The 20642-nt window shown below is 61.3% G+C and carries 20 protein-coding genes; 12 read left to right on the top strand and 8 right to left on the bottom strand.

What is annotated here, in order from left to right:
- Positions 1–25: 25 nt before the first annotated feature.
- The 6 genes from BLS60_RS14895 (at position 26) to BLS60_RS14870 (ending at position 5893) form a co-directional block, all read left to right on the top strand.
- A complete protein-coding gene (locus tag BLS60_RS14895; RefSeq protein WP_070883183.1) occupies positions 26–805 on the top strand; it encodes a MetQ/NlpA family ABC transporter substrate-binding protein in 780 nt (259 codons plus the stop codon).
- 264 nt (positions 806–1069) lie between these two features.
- Positions 1070–1963: a TauD/TfdA dioxygenase family protein gene (locus BLS60_RS14890; protein ID WP_092369470.1), complete on the top strand. Its 894-nt coding sequence runs from the start codon at positions 1070–1072 to the stop codon at positions 1961–1963.
- Between the two features lie 75 nt (positions 1964–2038).
- Positions 2039–3079 carry an ABC transporter substrate-binding protein gene (locus tag BLS60_RS14885; protein ID WP_092369467.1) on the top strand — a complete coding sequence of 347 codons (1041 nt, stop codon included), beginning with the start codon at positions 2039–2041 and terminating at the stop codon, positions 3077–3079.
- Between the two features lie 4 nt (positions 3080–3083).
- Complete coding sequence (locus BLS60_RS14880) at positions 3084–3947, top strand: ABC transporter ATP-binding protein (protein ID WP_092369464.1); 864 nt, start codon at positions 3084–3086, stop codon at positions 3945–3947.
- A 13-nt stretch (positions 3948–3960) separates the two neighbouring features.
- The gene (locus tag BLS60_RS14875; protein WP_092369461.1) at positions 3961–4827 is read left to right on the top strand and encodes an ABC transporter permease; all 867 of its coding nucleotides are present in this window, start codon (positions 3961–3963) and stop codon (positions 4825–4827) included.
- A 49-nt stretch (positions 4828–4876) separates the two neighbouring features.
- Positions 4877–5893, top strand: a complete 1017-nt coding sequence (locus tag BLS60_RS14870; RefSeq protein ID WP_092369511.1) for an ABC transporter substrate-binding protein — start codon at positions 4877–4879, stop codon at positions 5891–5893.
- A gap of 91 nt (positions 5894–5984) precedes the next feature.
- Here the strand turns inward: BLS60_RS14870 and BLS60_RS14865 are convergent, their stop codons facing one another.
- The gene (locus BLS60_RS14865) at positions 5985–6881 is read right to left on the bottom strand and encodes a formate/nitrite transporter family protein (RefSeq protein ID WP_070883189.1); all 897 of its coding nucleotides are present in this window, start codon (positions 6879–6881) and stop codon (positions 5985–5987) included.
- Between the two features lie 259 nt (positions 6882–7140).
- On the opposite strand from BLS60_RS14865, the gene cysP reads away from it, so the two are divergent.
- The 3 genes from cysP (at position 7141) to cysW (ending at position 9963) form a co-directional block, all read left to right on the top strand.
- Positions 7141–8154, top strand: coding sequence for a thiosulfate ABC transporter substrate-binding protein CysP (gene cysP / locus BLS60_RS14860; protein ID WP_070883190.1), 1014 nt, complete (start codon positions 7141–7143; stop codon positions 8152–8154).
- 133 nt (positions 8155–8287) lie between these two features.
- Positions 8288–9136 carry a sulfate ABC transporter permease subunit CysT gene (gene cysT, locus BLS60_RS14855; RefSeq protein ID WP_070883191.1) on the top strand — a complete coding sequence of 283 codons (849 nt, stop codon included), beginning with the start codon at positions 8288–8290 and terminating at the stop codon, positions 9134–9136.
- On the top strand, positions 9133–9963 hold the full coding sequence (gene cysW / locus BLS60_RS14850) for a sulfate ABC transporter permease subunit CysW (RefSeq protein ID WP_070883192.1): 831 nt from the start codon (positions 9133–9135) through the stop codon (positions 9961–9963). The genes cysT and cysW overlap by 4 nt, the downstream gene beginning before the upstream one ends.
- 1 nt (position 9964) lies before the next feature.
- Here cysW and ubiM read toward each other — a convergent pair whose 3' ends face one another.
- Both ubiM and BLS60_RS14840 read right to left on the bottom strand, forming a co-directional pair.
- Complete coding sequence (gene ubiM / locus BLS60_RS14845) at positions 9965–11140, bottom strand: 5-demethoxyubiquinol-8 5-hydroxylase UbiM (protein ID WP_092369508.1); 1176 nt, start codon at positions 11138–11140, stop codon at positions 9965–9967.
- A gap of 98 nt (positions 11141–11238) precedes the next feature.
- Positions 11239–11676 (bottom strand): hypothetical protein, encoded by a 438-nt coding sequence (locus tag BLS60_RS14840; RefSeq protein ID WP_092369458.1) that lies wholly within the window; start codon positions 11674–11676, stop codon positions 11239–11241.
- A 136-nt stretch (positions 11677–11812) separates the two neighbouring features.
- Between BLS60_RS14840 and BLS60_RS14835 the strand changes: the two genes are divergently transcribed.
- Both BLS60_RS14835 and galU read left to right on the top strand, forming a co-directional pair.
- Positions 11813–12340: a CinA family protein gene (locus BLS60_RS14835; RefSeq protein ID WP_420848469.1), complete on the top strand. Its 528-nt coding sequence runs from the start codon at positions 11813–11815 to the stop codon at positions 12338–12340.
- 49 nt (positions 12341–12389) lie between these two features.
- A complete protein-coding gene (gene galU, locus BLS60_RS14830) occupies positions 12390–13226 on the top strand; it encodes a UTP--glucose-1-phosphate uridylyltransferase GalU (protein ID WP_070883193.1) in 837 nt (278 codons plus the stop codon).
- Between the two features lie 300 nt (positions 13227–13526).
- On the opposite strand, the gene BLS60_RS14825 is transcribed toward galU, so the two are convergent.
- Genes BLS60_RS14825 through BLS60_RS14810 form a run of 4 tightly spaced genes read right to left on the bottom strand, consistent with a single transcriptional unit; the run spans position 13527 to position 18834 of the window.
- Positions 13527–15296, bottom strand: a complete 1770-nt coding sequence (locus BLS60_RS14825; RefSeq protein WP_092369454.1) for an ABC transporter ATP-binding protein — start codon at positions 15294–15296, stop codon at positions 13527–13529.
- Positions 15293–16435 (bottom strand): beta-glucosidase, encoded by a 1143-nt coding sequence (locus BLS60_RS14820; RefSeq protein WP_092369451.1) that lies wholly within the window; start codon positions 16433–16435, stop codon positions 15293–15295. Before BLS60_RS14820 ends, BLS60_RS14825 begins: the two co-directional genes overlap by 4 nt.
- Before the next feature lie 9 nt (positions 16436–16444).
- Entirely contained in the window at positions 16445–17659 is a 1215-nt protein-coding gene (gene glf, locus BLS60_RS14815; RefSeq protein WP_092369448.1) for a UDP-galactopyranose mutase, read from the bottom strand.
- Entirely contained in the window at positions 17647–18834 is a 1188-nt protein-coding gene (locus BLS60_RS14810; protein WP_092369444.1) for a glycosyltransferase family 1 protein, read from the bottom strand. The genes glf and BLS60_RS14810 overlap by 13 nt, the downstream gene beginning before the upstream one ends.
- A 288-nt stretch (positions 18835–19122) precedes the next feature.
- Here BLS60_RS14810 and galE point away from each other — a divergent pair, with 288 nt between their 5' ends.
- Positions 19123–20172 carry a UDP-glucose 4-epimerase GalE gene (galE, locus tag BLS60_RS14805; protein WP_092369441.1) on the top strand — a complete coding sequence of 350 codons (1050 nt, stop codon included), beginning with the start codon at positions 19123–19125 and terminating at the stop codon, positions 20170–20172.
- Positions 20173–20243: 71 nt separating this feature from the next.
- On the opposite strand, the gene BLS60_RS14800 is transcribed toward galE, so the two are convergent.
- Positions 20244–20513, bottom strand: a complete 270-nt coding sequence (locus BLS60_RS14800) for a hypothetical protein (protein WP_092369438.1) — start codon at positions 20511–20513, stop codon at positions 20244–20246.
- Positions 20514–20642: the final 129 nt, after the last annotated feature.

Raw genomic sequence — 20642 nt, 5'->3', positions numbered from 1 at the left:
TCCAGTGGTACTAATGAGAACAATCATGAAAAAAACGCTTCTGCTGGCCGCATTGGCCACCGTTCTGACCACCCAGGCATTCGCCGCTGAAAAACTCACCATCGCGGCTACGCCGGTACCCCATGCCGAGATTCTTGAGCTGATCAAGCCGAAGCTGGCCGAGCAGGGCGTGGATCTGCAGATCAAGGTTTTCACCGATTACGTGCAGCCCAACATGCAGGTCGCGCAGAAACAACTGGACGCCAACTACTTCCAGACCAAGCCGTACCTCGACAGCTTCAACGAAAGCCGTGGCACCGATTTGGTGATCGTCAAGGGTGTGCACGTCGAGCCGTTTGGTGGCTACTCAAGCAAATATAAAAGCCTGAAAGAACTTCCGAACGGCGCCACCATCGCCATTCCCAGCGAAGGCAGTAACAGCGGCCGCGCCTTGTTGCTGCTGCAGCATGCCGGGCTGCTGACCCTCAAAGATCCGAACAATGCCCAGGCCACACCAAAGGATCTGGCGACCAACCCGCACAACTTCAAGTTCAAGGAACTCGAGGCCGCCATGCTGCCGCGCGTGCTGAACCAAGTCGACATGGCCCTGATCAACACCAATTACGCGCTGGAAGCCAAGCTCAACCCAACCGAAGATGCGCTGGTGCTTGAAGACAAGGATTCGCCTTACGTGAATTACTTAGTCGCACGCCCTGATAACCAGAACAGCGAAGCCATCCAGAAACTCGCCGATGCGCTGACCAGCCCGGAAGTGAAGGCTTTCATCGAGAAGAAATACTCGGGCGCTGTCGTTCCGGCGTTCTGATTTATCGCGAGCGAATGCTCGCAGTTGACTACGCCGACAGAGGCTTCGCTTCTGTCGGCGTTTTCGTTTCGCAGGCGCGCTTTTAGTCGCGACTGAACGGCCATAAGTAAATTCCAAAAAGATATTTAAATTTAATTTCTTATAGCTATATAGTTTTGCCATGCGTACCTGCCGGCTAACCGGCGCGCCGCACGATTGAATCCAGGTGCCAGCACCTGCTTCTGAGATGCGCCTTACTGGCGCCCTTACGTGTGGAGTCGCAATATGCCTGCCGCATCTCTCAATGCTGCTTATCAACAGCCAACGCAGCGTTTCGATGTCCGTCCCTTCGCTGCTGCAGTCGGTGCCGAAATCGTCGGCCTGGACCTGAGCCGCCCGCTGAACGACGCCGATTTCGCCCGCGTTCACCGAGCTCACCTCGACTACAACGTGGTGGTGTTTCGCGACCAGCACATTACGCCCCAGCAGCAGATCGATTTCAGCCGTCGTTTCGGCGTGCTGCAGATTCACGTGCTCAAGCAGTTCCTGCTGGCCAACCACCCGGAAGTCTTCATCATTTCCAATATCGTCGAGAACGGTCAGCCGATCGGTCTCGGCGATGCCGGCAAGTTCTGGCACTCGGATCTGTCCTACAAGGAATTCCCCAGCCTGGGTTCCATGCTGCTCGCCCAGGAGCTGCCGGAAGAGGGCGGCGATACGCTGTTCGCCAGCCAGCAACTGGCCTACGAGACACTGCCGGCCGAGCTGCGCCAGGCCATCGATGGCAAGCGTGCGGCGCATTCCTACACCGCCCGCTATGCCGATGAAGTGTTCAAGGGCATCCGCCGCCCGACACTGACCGAGGCGCAGTTGGCCGAGGTCAAGGCCGTGGTCCATCCGGTGGTGCGGACCCACCCGGAAACCGGGCGCAAAGGTTTGTTCGTCAACGAGAACTTCACCACCCACATTCTCAACGTCCCCGAGGATGAGAGCCGGCAGATCCTCGGCGAGCTCTATGCCCACAGCGCGAAGCCCGAATTCATCTACCGCCACCAGTGGCAGCCGAACGACATGGTGTTCTGGGACAACCGCGCGCTGATCCATCTGGCGACCGGCTGCCCGAGCCATCTGCGCCGGCGCATGCACCGCACCACGATTCAGGGCGATGTGCCTTTTTGACAGCTCGTTGGAAAACAACCTGCTGCAACTCGTTCGCTAATACCCACTTTCTGCACCTTTGACTGGAGCCTCGACATGTCGGCAGGTAAGCGCTTTCCCTTCGTTCCCCGTTTTGGCCGCCTCGCCGGCGGCGTCGTACTGAGTCTCAGCCTGCTGGCAGGCAGCCTGGCGCCGCAAATCGCCCACGCCGAAGGGCAGATCCGCATCGCCGAGCAGTTCGGTATCGTTTACCTGCTGCTCAACGTGGTGCGTGATCAGCAACTGATCGAGAAACATGGCAAGGCCGAAGGTCTGGACATCAAGGTCGACTGGCAGCAGCTCTCCGGCGGCTCGGCGGTCAACGATGCGCTGTTGTCCGGCGCCATCGATATCGCCGGTGCCGGCATCGGCCCGCTGCTGACTGTCTGGGATCGCACCCACGGTCGCCAGAACGTCAAGGGCGTGGCCTCGCTCGGCAACTTCCCGTACTACCTGCTGAGCAACAACCCCAAGGTCAAGACCATCGCCGACTTCACCGAGAAGGATCGCATCGCCGTTCCGGCGGTGGGCGTGTCGGTGCAATCGCGCTTCCTGCAGTACGCCGCCGCCAAGCAGTGGGGCGACAAGGAATTCAATCGCCTGGATAAATACACCGTGGCGCTGCCGCATCCGGATGCCACCGCGTCCCTGAAGACGGGTGGCACCGAGCTGACCGGGCACTTCTCCAATCCGCCGTTCCAGAATCAGGCGCTGGAAAACCCGGATGTGCACGTGGTGCTCGATACCTACGAGCTACTCGGCCCGAACTCGCCGACGGTGCTGTATGCCACCGAGAAATTCCGCAGCGATAACCCCAAGACCTACAAGGCCTTCGTCGGTGCATTGGCCGAAGCGGCCGATTTCGCCCAGAAAGACAAGGGCGCGGCAGCGGACACCTACATCCGCGTCACCGGCGCCAAGATCGGCCGCGAGGATCTGCTGAAGATTATCGACAACGATCGATTCCAGTTCACCGTCACCCCCACCAACACCTATCCGCTGGCCGACTTCCTGCACCGCGTCGGCGCCATCAAAAACAAACCGGCCACCTGGCAGGACTACTTCTTCGAAGACGCCGCCATCGGCCAGGGAAGCTGAAACCATGAATGCTCCTCTGTCAGGCCACACGGCCAGCACACTGGACCGAGGCGCCTTCGACACCGTTTTGCAGGTGGAGAAGGTCAGCCTCGAGTACCGCACACCGCAGCGCGTGGTGCGCGCCACCCACGAAGTCAGCTTTGCGGTGGACCGTGCCGATCGGTTCGTGCTGCTCGGCCCATCAGGCTGCGGTAAATCCACCTTGCTCAAGGCGGTCGCCGGCTTCATCGAGCCGGTTGGCGGCAGCATTCGCCTCGACGGCGCCCACGTCCGCGAGCCGGGCCCGGATCGCATCGTGGTGTTTCAGGAGTTCGATCAGTTGCCGCCGTGGAAGACGGTCAAGCAGAACGTGATGTTCCCGCTGCTGGCCTCGCGCACCCTGGGTCGCAAGGACGCCGAGGAGCGCGCCCTGCATTACCTGGAGAAGGTCGGCCTGGCCGCCTTCGCCGACGCCTATCCGCATACGCTGTCCGGCGGCATGAAAGCCCGTGTGGCCATCGCCCGGGCCCTGGCCATGCAGCCGAAGATCCTGCTGATGGACGAGCCCTTCGCCGCGCTCGATGCACTGACCCGTCGCAAGATGCAGGAGGAGTTGCTGGAACTGTGGGAGGAGGTGCGCTTCACCCTGTTGTTCGTCACCCACTCCATCGAAGAGGCGCTGATCGTCGGTAACCGAATTTTGCTGCTGTCGCCGCATCCCGGCCGAGTGCGGGCGGAGATCAACAGCCATCAGTACGACCTGCACAGCCTTGGCGGCGTGGGTTTCCAGCAGACTGCGCAACGCATCCATCGCCTGCTGTTCGACGAGGAGGTCGACAGCGGCCAAGGCGCCGAGCTGGGCTTTCACGATATCCGCATCGCCTACTGAGGAGCGTTCAAGCATGAATCTTTCCCCCACACGGCGTGAGGAATACGAAATCCCCCTTCAACCGTTGCCCGGCCTCAAGGTCGAGCGCGAGCTGTCTCTGGGGCAGCGCTTGTGGCAGCAGGGCTGGCTGCGCAAGTCGGTGATCCTGCTCGGGCTGGCGCTGATCTGGGAGCTCGCGGCCCGCTATCAGGGCAATGACCTGCTGCTGCCCAGCTTCTTGCAGACTGCGCGCGCCTTTATCGAGGGTGTAGGTACCGGCGAGCTGGTGGAGAAGACCGCCATTTCCCTGTCGGTGCTGATCAAGGGTTACCTGATCGGTATCGGCCTGGCCTTTTTGCTCACCACCCTGGCGGTGTCGACGCAGCTGGGCCGTGATCTGCTGTCCACCCTGACCTCGATGTTCAACCCGCTACCAGCCATCGCGCTGCTGCCGCTGTCGCTGCTGTGGTTCGGCTTGGGCGAGAACAGCCTGATCTTCGTGCTGGTGCACTCGGTGCTCTGGGCGTTGGCGCTCAACACCTACGCGGGGTTTCTCGGTGTGTCGGAAACCCAGCGCATGGCCGGGCGCAACTATGGCCTCAAGGGCCTGCGCTTCGTGCTGTTCATTCTGGTGCCTGCTGCGCTGCCGTCGATCCTCGCCGGCCTGAAGATCGGCTGGGCCTTCGCCTGGCGCACGCTGATCGCTGCCGAACTGGTGTTCGGTGCGTCGAGCGGGAAGGGCGGCCTGGGCTGGTACATCTTCCAGAACCGCAACGAGCTGTACACCGACAAGGTGTTTGCCGGTCTGGCCGCCGTGATCCTGATTGGTCTGCTGGTGGAAAACCTGGTGTTCGCCACCCTGGAGCGCGTCACCGTCAAGCGCTGGGGGATGCAGCGCTAACACAACCGTTGCCTGCAACACACTTGAACTCACATAACGAGAAGAAATGATGACCAACACGTTGAAACTTGGCCGTCTGGCCACCGCTCTTGGCCTACTAGGCGCCCTGGCAAACCCGCTGGCGGCTCATGCGGAAGGCAAGATCAGCATCGCCCAGCAGTTCGGCATCGGTTATCTGGTGCTGCATGTGGTCAAGGACCAGCAACTGATCGAGAAGCACGCCAAGGCCCAGGGGCTGGATGACATCGAGGTCGAATGGCGGACCATTTCCGGCGCCACGGCAATGAACGAGGCGCTGTTGGCCGGCGCCATTGATGTGGTATCGGCCGGCGTGCCGCCGATGCTCACCGTCTGGGATCGCACTCACGGTCGGCAGAACGTCAAGGCCGTCGCGGCGCTAGGCTCCATGCCCAACTACCTGCTGAGCAACCGCGCCGAGGTCAAGACCCTGGATGATCTTGGTGAAAAGGACCGCATTGCCGTACCGGCAGCGGGTGTCGGCTTCCAGTCGCGCACCCTTCAGATCGAAACCGCCAAGCTCTACGGCAATGCCGATTTTCAGCGTTTCGACAAAATTTCCGTGAGCCTGCCACACCCGGACGCCACCGTGGCGCTGACCAAGGGTGGCTCGGAAATCACCGCGCATTTCTCCAGCCCGCCATTCCAGTACCAGGCGCTGGAAAATCCCAACGTGCATAAGCTGATCAGCTCCTACGACATCCTCGGCGGCCAGGCGACGTTCAACGTGCTGTACGCCACCGAGAAATTCCACGACGCCAACCCGAAGACCTACAAAGCCTTCTACGACGCGCTGGTCGAGGCCTCGCAAATCATCAAGGCCGACAAGGCTGCTGCGGCCGAGACCTACATCAAGGTCGAGAACTCCAAACTGCCGCTGGCCTTCGTGAAGAAAATCATCGAAGACCCGGAAAACGACTTTACCGTATCGCCACAGCGCACCTTCATCTATGCCGAAAAGCTGCATGAGCTGGGCGTGCTGAAGAACAAGGCAGCGTCCTGGAAGGATTACTTCTTCGAGGAAGCCTACGCCAACCCGGGTAGCTGATCAGCGTTGAACTAGATAGCGCCCTGTGCGACGTCTTCGAAGGCTCGACTTCGAGAAAGGCGGCCTTGAGGCCTTTGGCGATCTTGCACAGTCAGTCCTTGCGATTGCGGCGCAACTCCTCCAGCAACTTGTGTTTGTCGCGTTCGCGCTTGGCAATCACGTCACGCTCGCTGCGGATCTGTGCATGGCTGATCAGGGCAAAGATAAAGCTGCCGCCGATGATATTGCCGGCCAGGGTAGGCCCCGCAAACAACAGCCAGAAATCGCCCCAGCTTACTTCGCCGGCATACACCAGATAAGACACCTCTACCGAGCCGACCACGATATGGGTGAAGTCACCCAGTGCCATCAGGTAAGTGATCATCACGATAATGGCGATCTTGGCGCTTTCCATCGAGGCGATCATCCACACCATGGTGGCGATCATCCAGCCCGAGACGATGCCTTTGGCAAGCATCTTGGACACGTCGTTTTCCATCACCTTACGGCCGATTTCCAGAAACGCCAGGTCGGTCTGGGTATCGAAAATCGGCAGGCGCAGCATCACCCAAGCCACCAGCAGGGTGCCGGCCAAGTTTCCGCATAGCACCACTCCCCAAAGACGCAATAGTCGCCCGACATTGTTCAGGGTCAGCTTGCTCATCACCGGCAGCACGGCGGTCAGGGTGTTTTCCGTAAACAGTTGCTGACGGGCGAGGATCACCGCCAGAAAGCCTGCCGAATAACCGAGGCTGGCGATCACATGACTTTCATCGCTGGGGCCCAACCGAGAGCGGAACAAACCCATGGCCATCAGCGACAGGCCCATGGTCAGCCCGGCGGCCAGCGCCGACCACCATAATGCTGCGATGCTGCGTTCCAGCTCATGGTCGCCCTGGATCCTGATGGTTTCATGCAACACCGCCGCCCGCGGCGGCAGCTTCTCGTCGATCTCGCGCTCTTCTTCGGCTGACAGGCCGGGTGTCTTGCCGTCTGCTTGTTCTTGCATACCAGTTACCTTCATGGGGTGAAACGACGGAGGCCCGTCTTTCTGAGGGTTCAGACCTGCGGCGCCCGGCGTCGTTCTGCCGTGATGAAGGCGTTCCTTGCCTCGCGGCAAAATGGGCTACGGCGTAGCCGTGCATATAACGTCAACAGCCCCTAGTGTGTAGTGGAATATGGTTATGATAAAAAGGTTCTTTAAAGGCATAAGGCCGTCAAGCACACTGCTGCCGTCAACTGCCCCCTTCGTAAGGAAACCCCGGATCATGCTGAAGAACATCCTGCTGGCGACTGCCGTCACCACGTCGCTGCTTGGCAGCGCTGTCGTAGCGGCGGCGGACAAGCCGATTCTCAATGCGTCCTATGATGTGGCACGTGAGCTGTTCGCCGAGATCAATCCCAAGTTCCAGGCACACTGGAAGGCCGAGACCGGCAAGGATCTGAAGATCGACCAGTCGTTCGCCGGCACCTCGCGCCAGGCTCAGGACATCATTCAGGGCAAGAAGGTCGATACCGTGACCTTCAACCAGGTTACCGACGTGGACATCCTGGCCAAGCGTGGCCTGGTGCGTAAGGATTGGGCCGAGCAGTTCCCCAACCACAGCTCGCCGTACTACAGCACTACTGCCTTCCTGGTGCGCAAGGGCAACCCCAAGAACATCAAGAACTGGGACGACCTGGCCCGTTCCGACGTGAAGCTGGTATTCCCCAACCCGAAAACCTCCGGCAACGCCCGTTACAGCTACCTGGGCGCCTGGCTGTATGCCAACGAGGCGTTCAAAGGCGACGAAGCCAAGATCAAGGAATTCGTCGGCAAGGTACTGCGTAATGTCGAGAACTTCCCCACCGGCGGCCGTGGCGCCACCGTGGCCTTCGCCCAGAACGGGCAGGGCGATGTGCTGCTGAGCTTCGAGTCGGAAGTGGTCAATATCGCCAAGGGCGAAGAGTTCAAATCCGGCGAGTTCGAAGTGGTCGTGCCGCCGGTGAGTGTGTTGGCCGAATTCCCGGTCGCTGTGGTCGACAAGGTGGTCGACGAGAAGGGCACCCGCGATGTCGCCAAAGCCTACCTGGACTTCCAGTACAGCAAGGACATCCAGAAGCTGCTGACCACCTACCACTACCGTGTGCAGGACAAGGAAGTGGCAGCCGAAACCGCTGCCCAGTTCCAGGAGCTGCGCCTGATCAACCCGACCGACGTACTCGGCACTTGGGACGAGATCACTGCCAAGCACTTCGATGGCAATGCTATTCTTGACCAGCTTCTGGCCGAAGGCCGGTAATTGACTGCAGCGATCTGCTGCGCGTTGGCCCTGCGGCTTCCGAGATCGTGACGATCACTGAGGGCTGAACCGCATCAGCTGTATTACACAAACCGCCGACCCTCGGCGGTTTGTGCATTTCAAGGATTTCCGAGTGAGCAAGACCCCCGTTTTCTTTCTGCAGAATCCGTTGCTACCGGGCTTCGGCCTGAGCTTCGGCTTCAGCGTCTTCTACTTGTCCCTAGTGATCCTGTTCCCGCTGTCGGCGTTGCTGATTTATGTCAGCGACATGAGCTGGGCGCAGTACTGGCAGGCAATCAGTGATCCTCGCGTGGTACAGAGTTACAAGGTGACCATTAGCGGTGCCTTTTACGCGACCGTTATCGCCTTGTTGGTCGGCTTGCTGATCGCCTGGATCATTACCCGCTACGAGTTCCCGGGACGTCGCCTGATCGATGCGCTGGTGGATCTACCGTTCGCACTGCCGACTTCGGTCGCAGGCCTGACCCTGGCGACCCTGCTGGTGCCCGGCGGCTGGCTCGGCCAGTACTTCGAGGCGGTCGGCATCAAGATCGCCTACGCCTATCCCGGTTTGCTGATCGCCATGGTGTTCACCAGCTTGCCCTTCGTGGTGCGCACGGTGCAGCCGGTGTTGCAGAGTCTCGGTACCGAATACGAAGAGGCGGCCAGCACGCTCGGCGCGAACAAGTTGCAAAGCTTCAGGCACGTGGTGCTGCCGAGTCTGGCGCCGGCGTTGATAACCGGCGCATCGCAATCGTTCGTGCGCAGCCTGGGCGAGTTTGGTGCAGTGATCATGATCGCCGGCAACATTCCCTACAAAACCGAAGTGTCGTCATTGATGATTTTCGTGCGCCTGCAGGAGTTCAACTACCCGGCGGCGGCGGCGATTGCCTCTGTGATTCTCCTGGCCTCCTTGTTCCTGCTGTTCTCACTGCAGGTTGTGCAGGGGCGGTTGTTCAAATGGCAGAGGCAAAGTCGATGAAAAAGCCTCAACACTGGCATCAATGGTTACTCATTCTTCTCGGCTTGGGCGCAGTCGCGCTGCTCCTGCTGGTTCCTCTGGCGCTGATCTTCACCAAGGCACTCAGCGGTGGTTGGAGTGCGCTGGCCGATAACCTATCCCAGGACTACATGCAGCACGCCATCGGCCTGACCTTGCTGGTTGCTGCGCTCACCGTGCCGCTGAATCTGTGCTTCGGCATCATGTTGGCGTGGTGCGTAACCCATTACGACTTCCGCGGCCGCAAGCTGCTCACCACCCTAGTGGACATTCCCTACGCGGTGTCGCCGGTGGTCGCAGGCCTCTGCTACCTGGTCGTGTACGGGCTCGAGACCACGCTGGGGCGCTGGTTCTACGAGCGCGACATGCAGCTGATGTTTGCTTGGCCGGGGATTGTCATGGTCACGGTGTTTGTCACCGCGCCGTATGTGGCGCGCATCCTGATTCCGGTGATGCAGTCCCAGGGCAATGATGAAGAAACCTCGGCGCTGTGCCTGGGCGCCAATGGCTGGCAGATTTTCCGCCACATCACACTGCCCAACATCAAATGGGCGTTGCTGTACGGCGTGGTAGTCACCAATGCGCGTGCGGTGGGTGAGTTCGGCGCGGTTTCGGTGGTGTCCGGCACTATCCTTAATCAAACCCTGACCTTGCCGCTGCTGGTCGATCAACTGAACAACGACTACAAACCGGTCGCGGCCTTCACTGCCGCGGCGCTGTTGGCGTGCATGGCTCTGTTCACGCTGTTCCTCAAGACGTATATGGAGTGGCGTCAGCGCGTCAACATGCAGCGCGCCGCGGACAGCTGAGTCAGCGCAAGGGCTGCGTCAGGTGGCGGGCCAGTGCTGTCTTGAACGGTGGCAGGTGCTGCGCCAGGCGCAGGCCGGCGTTGCGTAGCAAACGAGCGGGGCGGCGCTCGTCGGTATACAGCCGCACCAGCAGGCCGGTGGCCTGATAAGGCGGCCAACTGGCGCGCTGTTGGTCGCTGGCGTAACGCTGCAGTACGGCGGGGGCGCCGATATCCTGACCACGCCGCAGGGCATCGAGCAGCGCATCGGCAAGACGCTTCTGGCTTTGCAGGCCGAGGTTGAAACCGTGAGCGGTCACCGGGTGCATGCCGACCGCCGCGTCGCCGATCAATGCGCTGCGTCGTCCGGCGAAACGCTCCGCAAAAACGCCCACCAGCGGGTAGGTGTAGCGCTCGCCGAGCAGCTGCATCGCGCCCAGACGCCGCTCGAAACGCCGCTCGATCTCGCGCGCGAAAGCCGCCGCGTCGAGACTCATCATCTCGGTCATCTGCTCTGGCGGCAATGTCAGCACCACCGAAGCGCAGTTGCCGTTGAGCGGCAGCAGGGCGAGCGTCTGGCCATAGCCGAACCACTCCCAGGCGACCTGCTCGTGTGAGCGTTGGTGGGCCATGCGGCAAACCAGCATGGTCTTGCCGAAATCTTCCATCCGCGCGCCAATGCCCAGCTTGCGGCGCGTCTCCGAGAAGCGGCTGTCGGCGGCCACCAGTACGCGAGCTTTCAGTTGCTGACCGTCGCTCAGCTCTAGCGATATCTGGTGTTCTGAACTGTGCAGCGCGGTGATGGTGCATTCACTCACTATCTCAATGTCGGCACAGTCGCTTACCGAGGCAAACGCCGCACGCCGAATCGCCTGATTCGGCACCAGGCAGCCGAGCCGCTCGTGGCCGGCTGCAGCCGCCGCGATGCGCAAAGCAAAAGGGGACGGGCCGTTGAGCACCTGCGCATCGCGCAGTACAGCGATCTCGTCTGCACGCAAATGCGGCCATATTTCGAGGGCCTGCAGCGTGTGCTGTGAGGCGTGGGTGAGGGCGATTTCGCGCCCATCGGCCGAGGGCATCATGAGCTCATCGATGGACTGACGCTCGACCAGCCGAATCGCCAATCCATGGCCCGACAGGGCGCGCGCAAAACACAGGCCGGCGGGGCCGGCTCCGACGATAACCACATCCACGTTCATGGGCGTTTCCGGCAAGGCTGACAGGTCATCAAGGTAGGCCATCGCCTGTCAGCAGGTGTTGCTCAGGATCAGCTAAACGCCGTCAATGAAACGTGTGCTCACCAGAAGCCGATCGGGTGACGCTCGTTGATGTAGTCGAGGGGCAGGGCGAAGCCCTTGCGGAAGAAGTTGGCGAGGCGGGTGTCGATGACCTTTTCATTGACCGAAGCCAGCAGCGATTCCTGGCGATGAATATCGCCGCTGTCCGCGTAATACTCCTCGTGCAACATGCGTTGCGCCGCCGTATTGGCGACCAGGCTGTAGCTGCTGACGATGCCTTCATCGGGGCGGCTGACCGCCAGGATCAGCCGCGGCTTGTCGTTTTCCAGCACCAGGTCCACGACCACATCCAGATCATGGTTGCGTGCGTAGCTGGCGGCTTCTTCGAACAGCGGACGCGCCTTTTCGCTCAATGCCTTGATGAATGCATCACGGATCGAGCCATCGCTGACATCGTGCAGTTCGTGGGTGTCCTGCAGCTTGCGAAGAGTGTTCACGGTGTTACCTCTCAAAGTCGGCCGGCTGTCTAGCGTGGGAAAAACCCAGGGCTGCAGAGTTCAGTTAGGTCGATGGGTGGTCTCTGATAATTGTCCGGAACTTGTGTGCCCATCGTACTGCCATAGACACACAGTAATGATTGGGTTGGAGAACTACGCCAGCATGCAAAACATCGAGCAGGCGGTGCATTTCCTGGAAAAGTACAACCTGGTGCTCAGCACCGCAGAATCCTCCACAGCCGGCCTGCTGGCCGCCACGGTCGCGGCCGTGCCGGGTTGTGACGGCGTGCTTGAGAGCGGCTTCGTGGTCTATTCCAAGCGCGCCATGCAAGCCAGCCTTGGCGTGAAGCTGGAAACCATCGACACCTACGGCATGAACAGCGAAGAAGTGGCGCGGGAAATGGCCCTGGGCGTGCTGAAGACCAGCAGCGCCGACATTATCCTGGCCATCACTGGCGCACCGACGGCCGACGACAAGAGCGGCCAGCAGGTGATCGATGGCGCCATGTGCTTCGCCTGCGCGACACGCCTTGCCGAACATGAGGGGGTGACCAGCGAGACCATCACCTTCCCCGGAGACAACAACGAAAGGCGTGCGGCCGCCGCGCGTCATGCCTTGCTGCGACTGCCCTATTACTACGAACGGCTGCGTCAGACTTCCTGATGTCAGCGACTCGGCGACTTGTGCAACATCGACCACTCAAGGAAAACACATGATCAAGAAATGCCTGTTCCCAGCCGCCGGTTACGGCACGCGCTTTCTCCCGGCGACCAAGGCAATGCCCAAGGAAATGCTGCCCGTGGTCAACACCCCGCTGATCCAGTACGGCGTGGAAGAAGCACTCAACGCCGGCCTGACCGAGATCGCCATGGTGACTGGCCGCGGCAAGCGTTCGCTGGAAGACCATTTCGACATCAGCTACGAGCTCGAACACCAGATCCGCGACACCGAAAAGGAAAAGTACCTGGTCGGTATTCGTCGCCTGATCGATAACTGCACCTTCTCCTACACCCGCCAGGTGGAAATGAAGGGCCTCGGTCATGCGATTCTCAGCGGTCGCCCGCTGATCGGTGACGAGCCGTTTGCCGTGGTGCTGGCGGATGACCTTTGCCTGAACATCGACGGCGATGGCGTGCTGACCCAGATGGTCAAGCTGTACAACCAGTTCCGCTGCTCGATCGTGGCGGTGCAGGAAGTGCCGATGGACGAGATCCACAAGTACGGCGTGATCGCGGGTGAAACTATCCGTGACGACATCTTCCGCGTCAGCCACATGGTCGAGAAGCCGAAAGCTGAAGATGCGCCGTCGAACCTAGCGATCATCGGTCGCTACATCCTCACCCCGGACATCTTTGACCTGATCAAGGACACAGAGCCAGGCAAGGGCGGTGAAATTCAGATCACCGACGCGCTGATGAAACAGGCGCAGGAAGGTTGCGTGCTGGCGTACAAATTCAAAGGCCGTCGTTTCGACTGCGGTGGCGCCGAGGGTTATATCGAAGCGACCAACTTCTGCTTCGAAAACCTGTATCGCGAAGGCCGCGGCTGATAAGCCAAGCGGTATCAAAAAACCGGGCTTCGAGCCCGGTTTTTTAATGCCTGGATGAACGTCGCTTCCGAGCGAATGGCGACGCAACGTCAACATCGCTGTGCAGCCACGACCGTTTCGCGCCGAGTCCATGCTCCTACAGTGGCGGCGGGTGACGCATTTACCTGAACGACTGCGATTATCTGTAGGAGCCCCGACCCCGGGGCGAATAGCTGGGGCAACGCAGTAATGAAGGTGCAGCCACCATCCTTTCGCGCCGAGGTCTACGCTCTTACATCATTCAAATCGAGCAGGCGATTGTCAGGACGCCTCGAAGCCGGCTGCCTGTATACGCCATAGCCGCGCAAAACTGCCGTCCTGTTGTCGCAACTGCTCGGGCGGGCCGTCCTCGACGATACGTCCATTTTCCAGCACCACTACGCGGTCAAAGCTCGCCAGTGTCGACAGCCTGTGCGCTACGGCCAGCACTGTGCGGTTCTCCATCAGGTTGGCCAGGGCGGCCTGAATCTCGGCCTCGGAGTGGGTGTCCAGCGCTGAGGTGGCTTCGTCGAGGATCAGGATCGGCGCATCCTTGAGAAACGCGCGGGCAATGCCGAGTCGTTGGCGCTGACCACCGGAGAGCATGACCCCGCGCTCACCCACCAATGTGTCGTAGCCCTGCGGCAGTTCGCGGATGAAGGTGTCGCAGAAGGCATGACGCGCCGCCGCCACCACTTCCTCGTCGCTAGCGCCTGGACGGCCGTAGCGGATGTTCTCGCGAATGCTGCGGTTGAACAGCGCAGTCTCCTGCGGCACCACAGCCATGCGTGCGCGCAGGCTGTCCTGGCTGACGTCGCTGATGTCTTGCCCATCGATCATGATGCTGCCGGCCTGCACATCGTCGAGGCGCTGGATAAGGCTGATCAGCGTGGATTTGCCGGCTCCCGAAGGCCCGACGATGCCAACTTTTTCGCCCACTGGAATATGCAGGTCGAAATTCTCGAACACGCGGCGTCCATCGGGATAGGCGAACGCTACGTGGCGAAACTCGATGTCGCCGCGTAGCAGCGCCAGCTGGGGTTCGGGATCGTCCAGCTCGTGAGGCTGGACGATGATGCGCAAGGTGTCTTCGATGGCGCCCAACTGCTGAGTGGTGTCGACCAGCGCCAGGGCGAGGTCGCGGGAGCCATGCAGAATGCGGAAGGTCAGGGCGCTGACCATCACCACGTCACCAGCGGTTACCGTGCCAGCTATCCACAACTGGATCGCCCAGACCAGCATGCCGCCGGCCATCACCGACAGGCAGATGTCATGGATGACCCGGGCTTTTTCCAGGTACATCCAGCTGCGCCGCTGCGCACGTGCTTCCAGGCCGATTTCCTCGGCCAGGCGCTGGCTTTCGCGGTCACGTGCGGAGAACGCCTTGATCGTCCAGACGTTGGACACCACGTCGACCAATTCACCGCCGACCCGCGCAGCCTGCGCCGCGAAACGCTGGTGCTTGCTGCGCCCGCGAACGCCGAACGCGGTGATCAGCGCCGCGACGACGGCGACGAAAAAGATAAGCGCCCAGGCCATGCGCGTATCCACGGTGAACAGCACGATCACTGCGCCGAGAAAATCCACGCACGGCGGCATGATTTTCCACGCCAGGCCGCCATAGATGGCGCCTGCCGCCTGGCCGGTGGCGGAGATCCGGTTACCCAGGGCGCCGGCGAAATGCTGCGTGAAATAGCGCATCGGGTGGCCGGTAAGGTGCCGGAACAGGTCGACACGCAGGTCCACGCAGCTAGCCACTACGGTGCGGCAGCCGAGCCAGCCGCCGAGGCGCCAGAACACGTTCTCGACGACGATCAAGCCGATGAACAAGCTCAGGGGAAACCACACCTGGGCCTGTTGGCGGTCTTCTGTGGCCATCGCATCGACCAGCAGCTTCATGCCGTATTGCACGGCAACCGCGCAGCCGCCCGCGCCGAGAATCAGCAGAAACATGCCGCCAAAATGCCAGGGGCGGCGTTTGACGTAATGGGCCAGAAAGGCAATCGGCCGCCCGGGCAGCTCGTCCGGCCCGGTATGCGCATTGCCGCTCATACCTGCGCCGCCAGTTGCCCAGCGAGGGCATCGAACTGCGCCTGCTGGTGGCGCAGCTCTTCGGCCAGCGGTGCATACACCGGCCGTTCGCCTTGCCCATTGGCGTAGCCGAATAGTCCGGTCTGGCAGTGGCGATCGTCCGTCCAGCCGGGATAGTCGAGTACCGGATACAGGCAGATGCCCTCCAGTGGCAGGCCACGCTGCAGTGCAAGACGCACCTGATCGCCGACATAGCGCAGCCATTCGGCCCGCTGCTCGCCTTCGGCGCCGGTTTCCGCCACCAGCAGCGGCCGCCGATAACGCTGATAGACCTCGGCAAGAATGCCGCTGAACGGGCGATACCCTGGCTCGCCCCGCCACAATGTGCCGCCGCCGGCGAACCACTGGTTGTTCGGGTAGAAGTTGACCCCGACGATATCCAGGTACTCCGGGCGGCCACCGAGGCCCGGCCACTGCAGCCCGGCGAGCATGTCCCAGGCCTGGAACTGGGCGAGCCGATAACGCTCGGCGTCGGCTTGAGCGTCGGCACGATTGACCCGCGGCACTACATGAATCACTGGGTCGACCTGAACGAAGCGTGCCCGTGGATCAACGGCGCGGATCGCTTCAATGGCCGCGATGCTGGCGCGCACCAGTTGTTGCTTGAGTTCGTCGCCACGGCCTCGGCCCAGCGGCGAAAAATAGGCCACTTCGCCACCGGCCCAGGCCCAGAACGACATCTCGTTGAGCAGTGAGTAGAAGGGCACCCGATCACTTTCCTCGCGTATCACGCGGGCGGCCGCTGCGGCAAAGCGCGCGAAGCGTTCGACGAACTCTGGTCGCCAGATGTCGATACCGTCTGGCCAGCCGTAGTGGCACAAGTCCCAGATCACCTGCACGCCTGCTTGCTCGGCTGCTCTTAGCTGCGGCAGAAAGCTCGACCAGTCGTAGTGGTCAGCGGTCGATTCGATCAGGTGCCAGCGCAGCCCATCGCGCGCCGAGCGGATGCCATGGCGGCGCAGGGCGGCATAGTCCTGGCCCGCCCAGCGGGCGTGACCCGTGCTGTCGACCAGATCAAGCCGCCGACCGTCGTCACGCCTATGGGTGGAACACTCGAAACCGCCCAGGAAGAAGCTGTCGAACAGGGAAGGTAGGTGCATCGGTCGTCCTTACGGTGCTTGCCGGGCCAGGCTTTCACTGTGTTCGGCGCTCTCGCCAGGCGCCGGACCGTTGTGAGCTTCCTCGATACGCTTGTACAGCGCCAGTGCCTGGCCGACGACCTGATCCATGTTGTAGTACTTGTAGGTGCCAAGCCGGCCAAGAAAGGTGACGCCCGGGGTTTCGGCTGCCAATTGCTCGTAGCGTTTGTACAGCTCGGCGTTTTCCGGCCTCGGGATCGGGTAATAAGGGTCACCCTCTGCGGACGGATACTCGTAGGTGATGCTGGTGCTCGCGTGCTGCTGACCAGTGAGGTGCTTGTATTCGCTGATGCGCGTGTACGGCACCGTCTCGTCAGGGTAGTTGACCGTCGCTACCGATTGGAACTGCTCCTGCTCGAGGCTCTGGTGCTCGAACTTCAGCGAGCGATACGGCAGCTTGCCGAAGCAGTGATCGAAGTACTCGTCGATAGGGCCGCAATAGATCAGGTGCTTGTACGCGACCTGATCACGCACCTGTCGGTAATCGGTGTTCAGCATGATGCTGATGTTCGGGTGGTCGAGCATGCGCTCGAACATTCGCGTATAGCCCTCCAGAGGCATCTGCTGGAAGGTATCGGTGAAATAGCGGTCGTCGGTGTTGGTGCGGGTCGGCACGCGCGAGGTGACCATCTTGTCCAGCTGCGACGGGTCGAGCCCCCACTGCTTGCGGGTATAGCCGCGGAAGAACTTCTCGTACAACTCGCGGCCGATCTGATTGACCACCACATCCTCACTGGTACGAATGGTCTCGACCGCCTCGGCGCGGCTGGCCAGGTAGCGCTCGGCCTCTTCGTCGCTCTGCAGGTCCAGGCCATACAGGGCGTTCAACGTGGTGCGGTTGATCGGAATGGGCACCTGTTGACCATCGACGACCGCCAGCACACGGTGCTCGTAAGGGCGCCATTGGGTGAAGCGCGACAGGTAATCGACGATGCGCTGCGCATTGGTATGGAAGATATGCGGGCCGTACCGGTGAATCAGCACGCCAGCTTCGTCGTGGTGATCGTAGGCATTGCCGCCGATGTGCGAACGCCGGTCGATCAACAGGACGCGCTTGTTCAGGCCGGCGGCCAGGCGTTCGGCGAGCACGCTGCCGGCGAACCCGGCGCCGACGATCAGGTAATCGAATGCCTGTTGCTGATCTGATTGGCTGGCCGATGGGCCGGTGACGTTCAACGAATGCATTCGATCATCTCCTTCATGGATGCCTGTGTCTGATCCCACGACATGTCGCCGAGGATGCGGTCGGCCGCGGCGAGCATGGCGTCGCGGTCCGCCGCCAGGGCGAGGGCCTGCTCGCACGCGGCGACGAACTCTTCGGGTGTGCCGGCGATCAGCACCAGCCCGCAATCGCCATAGCTGCGCACCACGTCGTTGATTGGCGTGGACACCACCGGGCGACCGCCAGCCAGGTATTCGGGGGTTTTGGTCGGGCTGATGTAACGGGTCGAGGCGTTCAGGGCGAAGGGCATCAGCGCCACGTCCCAGCCGGCCAGATAGCCCGGCAACTCGTCATAGGTCTTGCCGCCGAAGTAGTGGATGTTGTCCAGACGCGGCAGGTCGGCAGGGTCGATCTTGACCACCGGGCCGATCATCACGAACTGCCAGTCGGGGCGCATGGCTGCCACCGCTCTGAGCAACTCGATGTCGAAGCGCTCGTCGATCACCCCGTAAAAGCCCAGGCGCGGCAGGCCGATGCTGGCTTGGTCAGGCGGATCGCTTTGTGGCTGCCGTGCGCTGGCGAAGTGGGCGATATCCACGCTGCTGGGAAACGCATGCGCGTTGTCGTGCAGCTCGCGCTTGGCTTCCCAGATGCTGTAGCCACCGGTGAAAACCAGATCAGCGCGCGCCAACAGCTCGCGTTCCCGCTCGACCAGTTCGGGCGGCGCGCCATGAAAGGCCGACAGCTCGTCCATGCAGTCATAGATGGTCACGCGTGGCTGCAGGTGATCGGAAAACGCCAGGCTCATCGGCGTGTAATACCAGAGCAGCAGATCCTCGACCTCGAGTTTGCCCAGGTAGTCGTCGAGCAGGGCGCGGATGGCAGCGGTGCTGGCCTGCGCATTCAGCCCGGCAGGCAAGCGCGGCACGAGCACCTGCACACCTTGTTCGTCAGGGCGCACCTCAAGCCAGGGCTCGGTTTCATCGGTGCCGATCGGCTCCTCGAAGAACAGCACGTTGTAGGTGCCAGCGAAGCGCGACATCAGGTGTTGCGGACGCTGGTAGACGAAGCTCCAGCGCAGGTGCGAAAGACACAGCAACGTCGCCATCGAGGGGTCGAAAACGACCGCTGCTTCGGCGTGATTCGAAGGCGTCCGGGATTTGCCGATAGACGTCTGGAAAGATCCTGCCCAACTCATGTTCAGCTCTCCTCAAATGGGCCGCACAAGCGAAGCGGCGGGCTCTGGCGCGGCCGTTTCGGTTAAGCGGGTAGATGCGAAAAGTGGACGATGAGGGGTTCTGCGCAGTTCAACAGATCGGCTGAAAGGTCACGCAATGGCGCGTTCATCCACTGACCTGAACTACTGCGAACAGGCCTTCGTCGTTATCTCTGTAGACGATCACTTTTTCATCAGGCAGGCGTCCCGTGCTTTTGCCATGGCATGGGCGGCGGCCTAACGAGCGACTCAATTTCGGTGGAGGCAAACATGATATTGGTCACAGGGGGTGCGGGTTACATTGGTTCTCACGCAGTGCTGGCGCTGCTGCAGGCCGGTCATGAGGTGCTGGTACTGGATAATCTGTGCAACAGCTCGCGGGCGTCGCTCGACCGCGTGGCGCTGATTGCCGGCCACAAGGCGCGTTTTATCAAAGGCGATATCCGTAACCGGGCACTGCTTGACGAATTGTTCCAGCGCTGGCCGATCACTGCGGTGATGCACTTTGCTGGCCTCAAGGCTGTTGGCGAAAGCGTTCGTGACCCGCTGCGTTACTACGAAACCAATGTGGCCGGCAGCATTACCCTGTGCCAGTCGATGGCCGATGCCGGAATCTTCCGCCTGGTATTCAGCTCCTCGGCCACGGTGTACGGCGAGTCGGTGAGCATGCCGATCCGTGAAGATTGCCCCACCGGCATCCCGACCAATCCGTACGGGCAGTCGAAACTGATGGCCGAGAACGTGCTCAAGGCCCTGGCGCATTCCGACCCGCGCTGGTCGATTGCCTTGCTGCGTTACTTCAACCCGATCGGTGCTCACGAGTCGGGGTTGATTGGTGAAGACCCCAACGGGGTTCCCAACAATCTGTTGCCGTACATGCTGCAAGTGGCGGTGGGTCGACAGTCGCAGCTGAGTATCTACGGCAACGATTACCCGACCCGCGATGGCACCGGAATCCGCGATTACATTCACGTCGTCGATCTGGTCGAGGGCCACCTGTGTGCGCTCGAACGCCTGAGTCAGAGCACCGGCGTCTCGGTCTGGAACCTGGGCACGGGGCAGGGCTATTCGGTGCTGGAAATGGTCCGCTCGTTCGAGCAGATCATTGGTCGCTCGCTGCCGGTTCGCAGCGTCGCGCGGCGCCCTGGCGACATCGCTCAATGCTGGGCCGATCCGAGCAAGGCACTGGGCGAATTGCAGTGGAGTGCCAAGCGCGGGCTGCATGCGATGCTCGCCGACTCCTGGCGCTGGCAAAAGATGAATCCGCAGGGCTATCAGGCTGAAGTTGCGGTGGCGCCGGCCGAAGTGTTGGCCAGTTAGGCTGCGCTACCACCAGCAGCCCGACCGTTTGCCAACGGCGGGCTGCAGTTATGAATGCAAGCGCGTATCCGTCAGGGCGTATCCGGCAGACGCAGGGTAGAAAGCGGCAGGCAGTCGCTTTGCTTGTCTGCTGGCGCTTCGACGGTCGCGTCATAAGCCTGATCGGCCGCGGCGACTAACAACTGCCAGTCATCTGCGTCGAGTAGGCCTCGCTGCAGCAACTCGTCGGCGCGCTGCAGCAGCGTCGCGTGATAATCCTTGGGGCAATCCAGGCGATAGGCATCATCTTCGAGCAGCAATCGCCATGCCTTGAGCTCCATGTCCTTTGCGGTTTCGTTCATCAACAGGTGCCTTCTGCAGCTCATTGTGAGGTATGTGCAGCGGTTGACTGCCGCGCTGCCGCCAGACTCCTCTGGCACGACGAGCGGGGAGCATCCGGTAGAAAGCCGCCCGCAGGCGGCCTTCCATTC

Source organism: Phytopseudomonas seleniipraecipitans, assembly GCF_900102335.1.
Classification (GTDB): domain Bacteria; phylum Pseudomonadota; class Gammaproteobacteria; order Pseudomonadales; family Pseudomonadaceae; genus Aquipseudomonas; species Aquipseudomonas seleniipraecipitans.
This window is presented reverse-complemented; position numbering and strand designations above follow the sequence as displayed.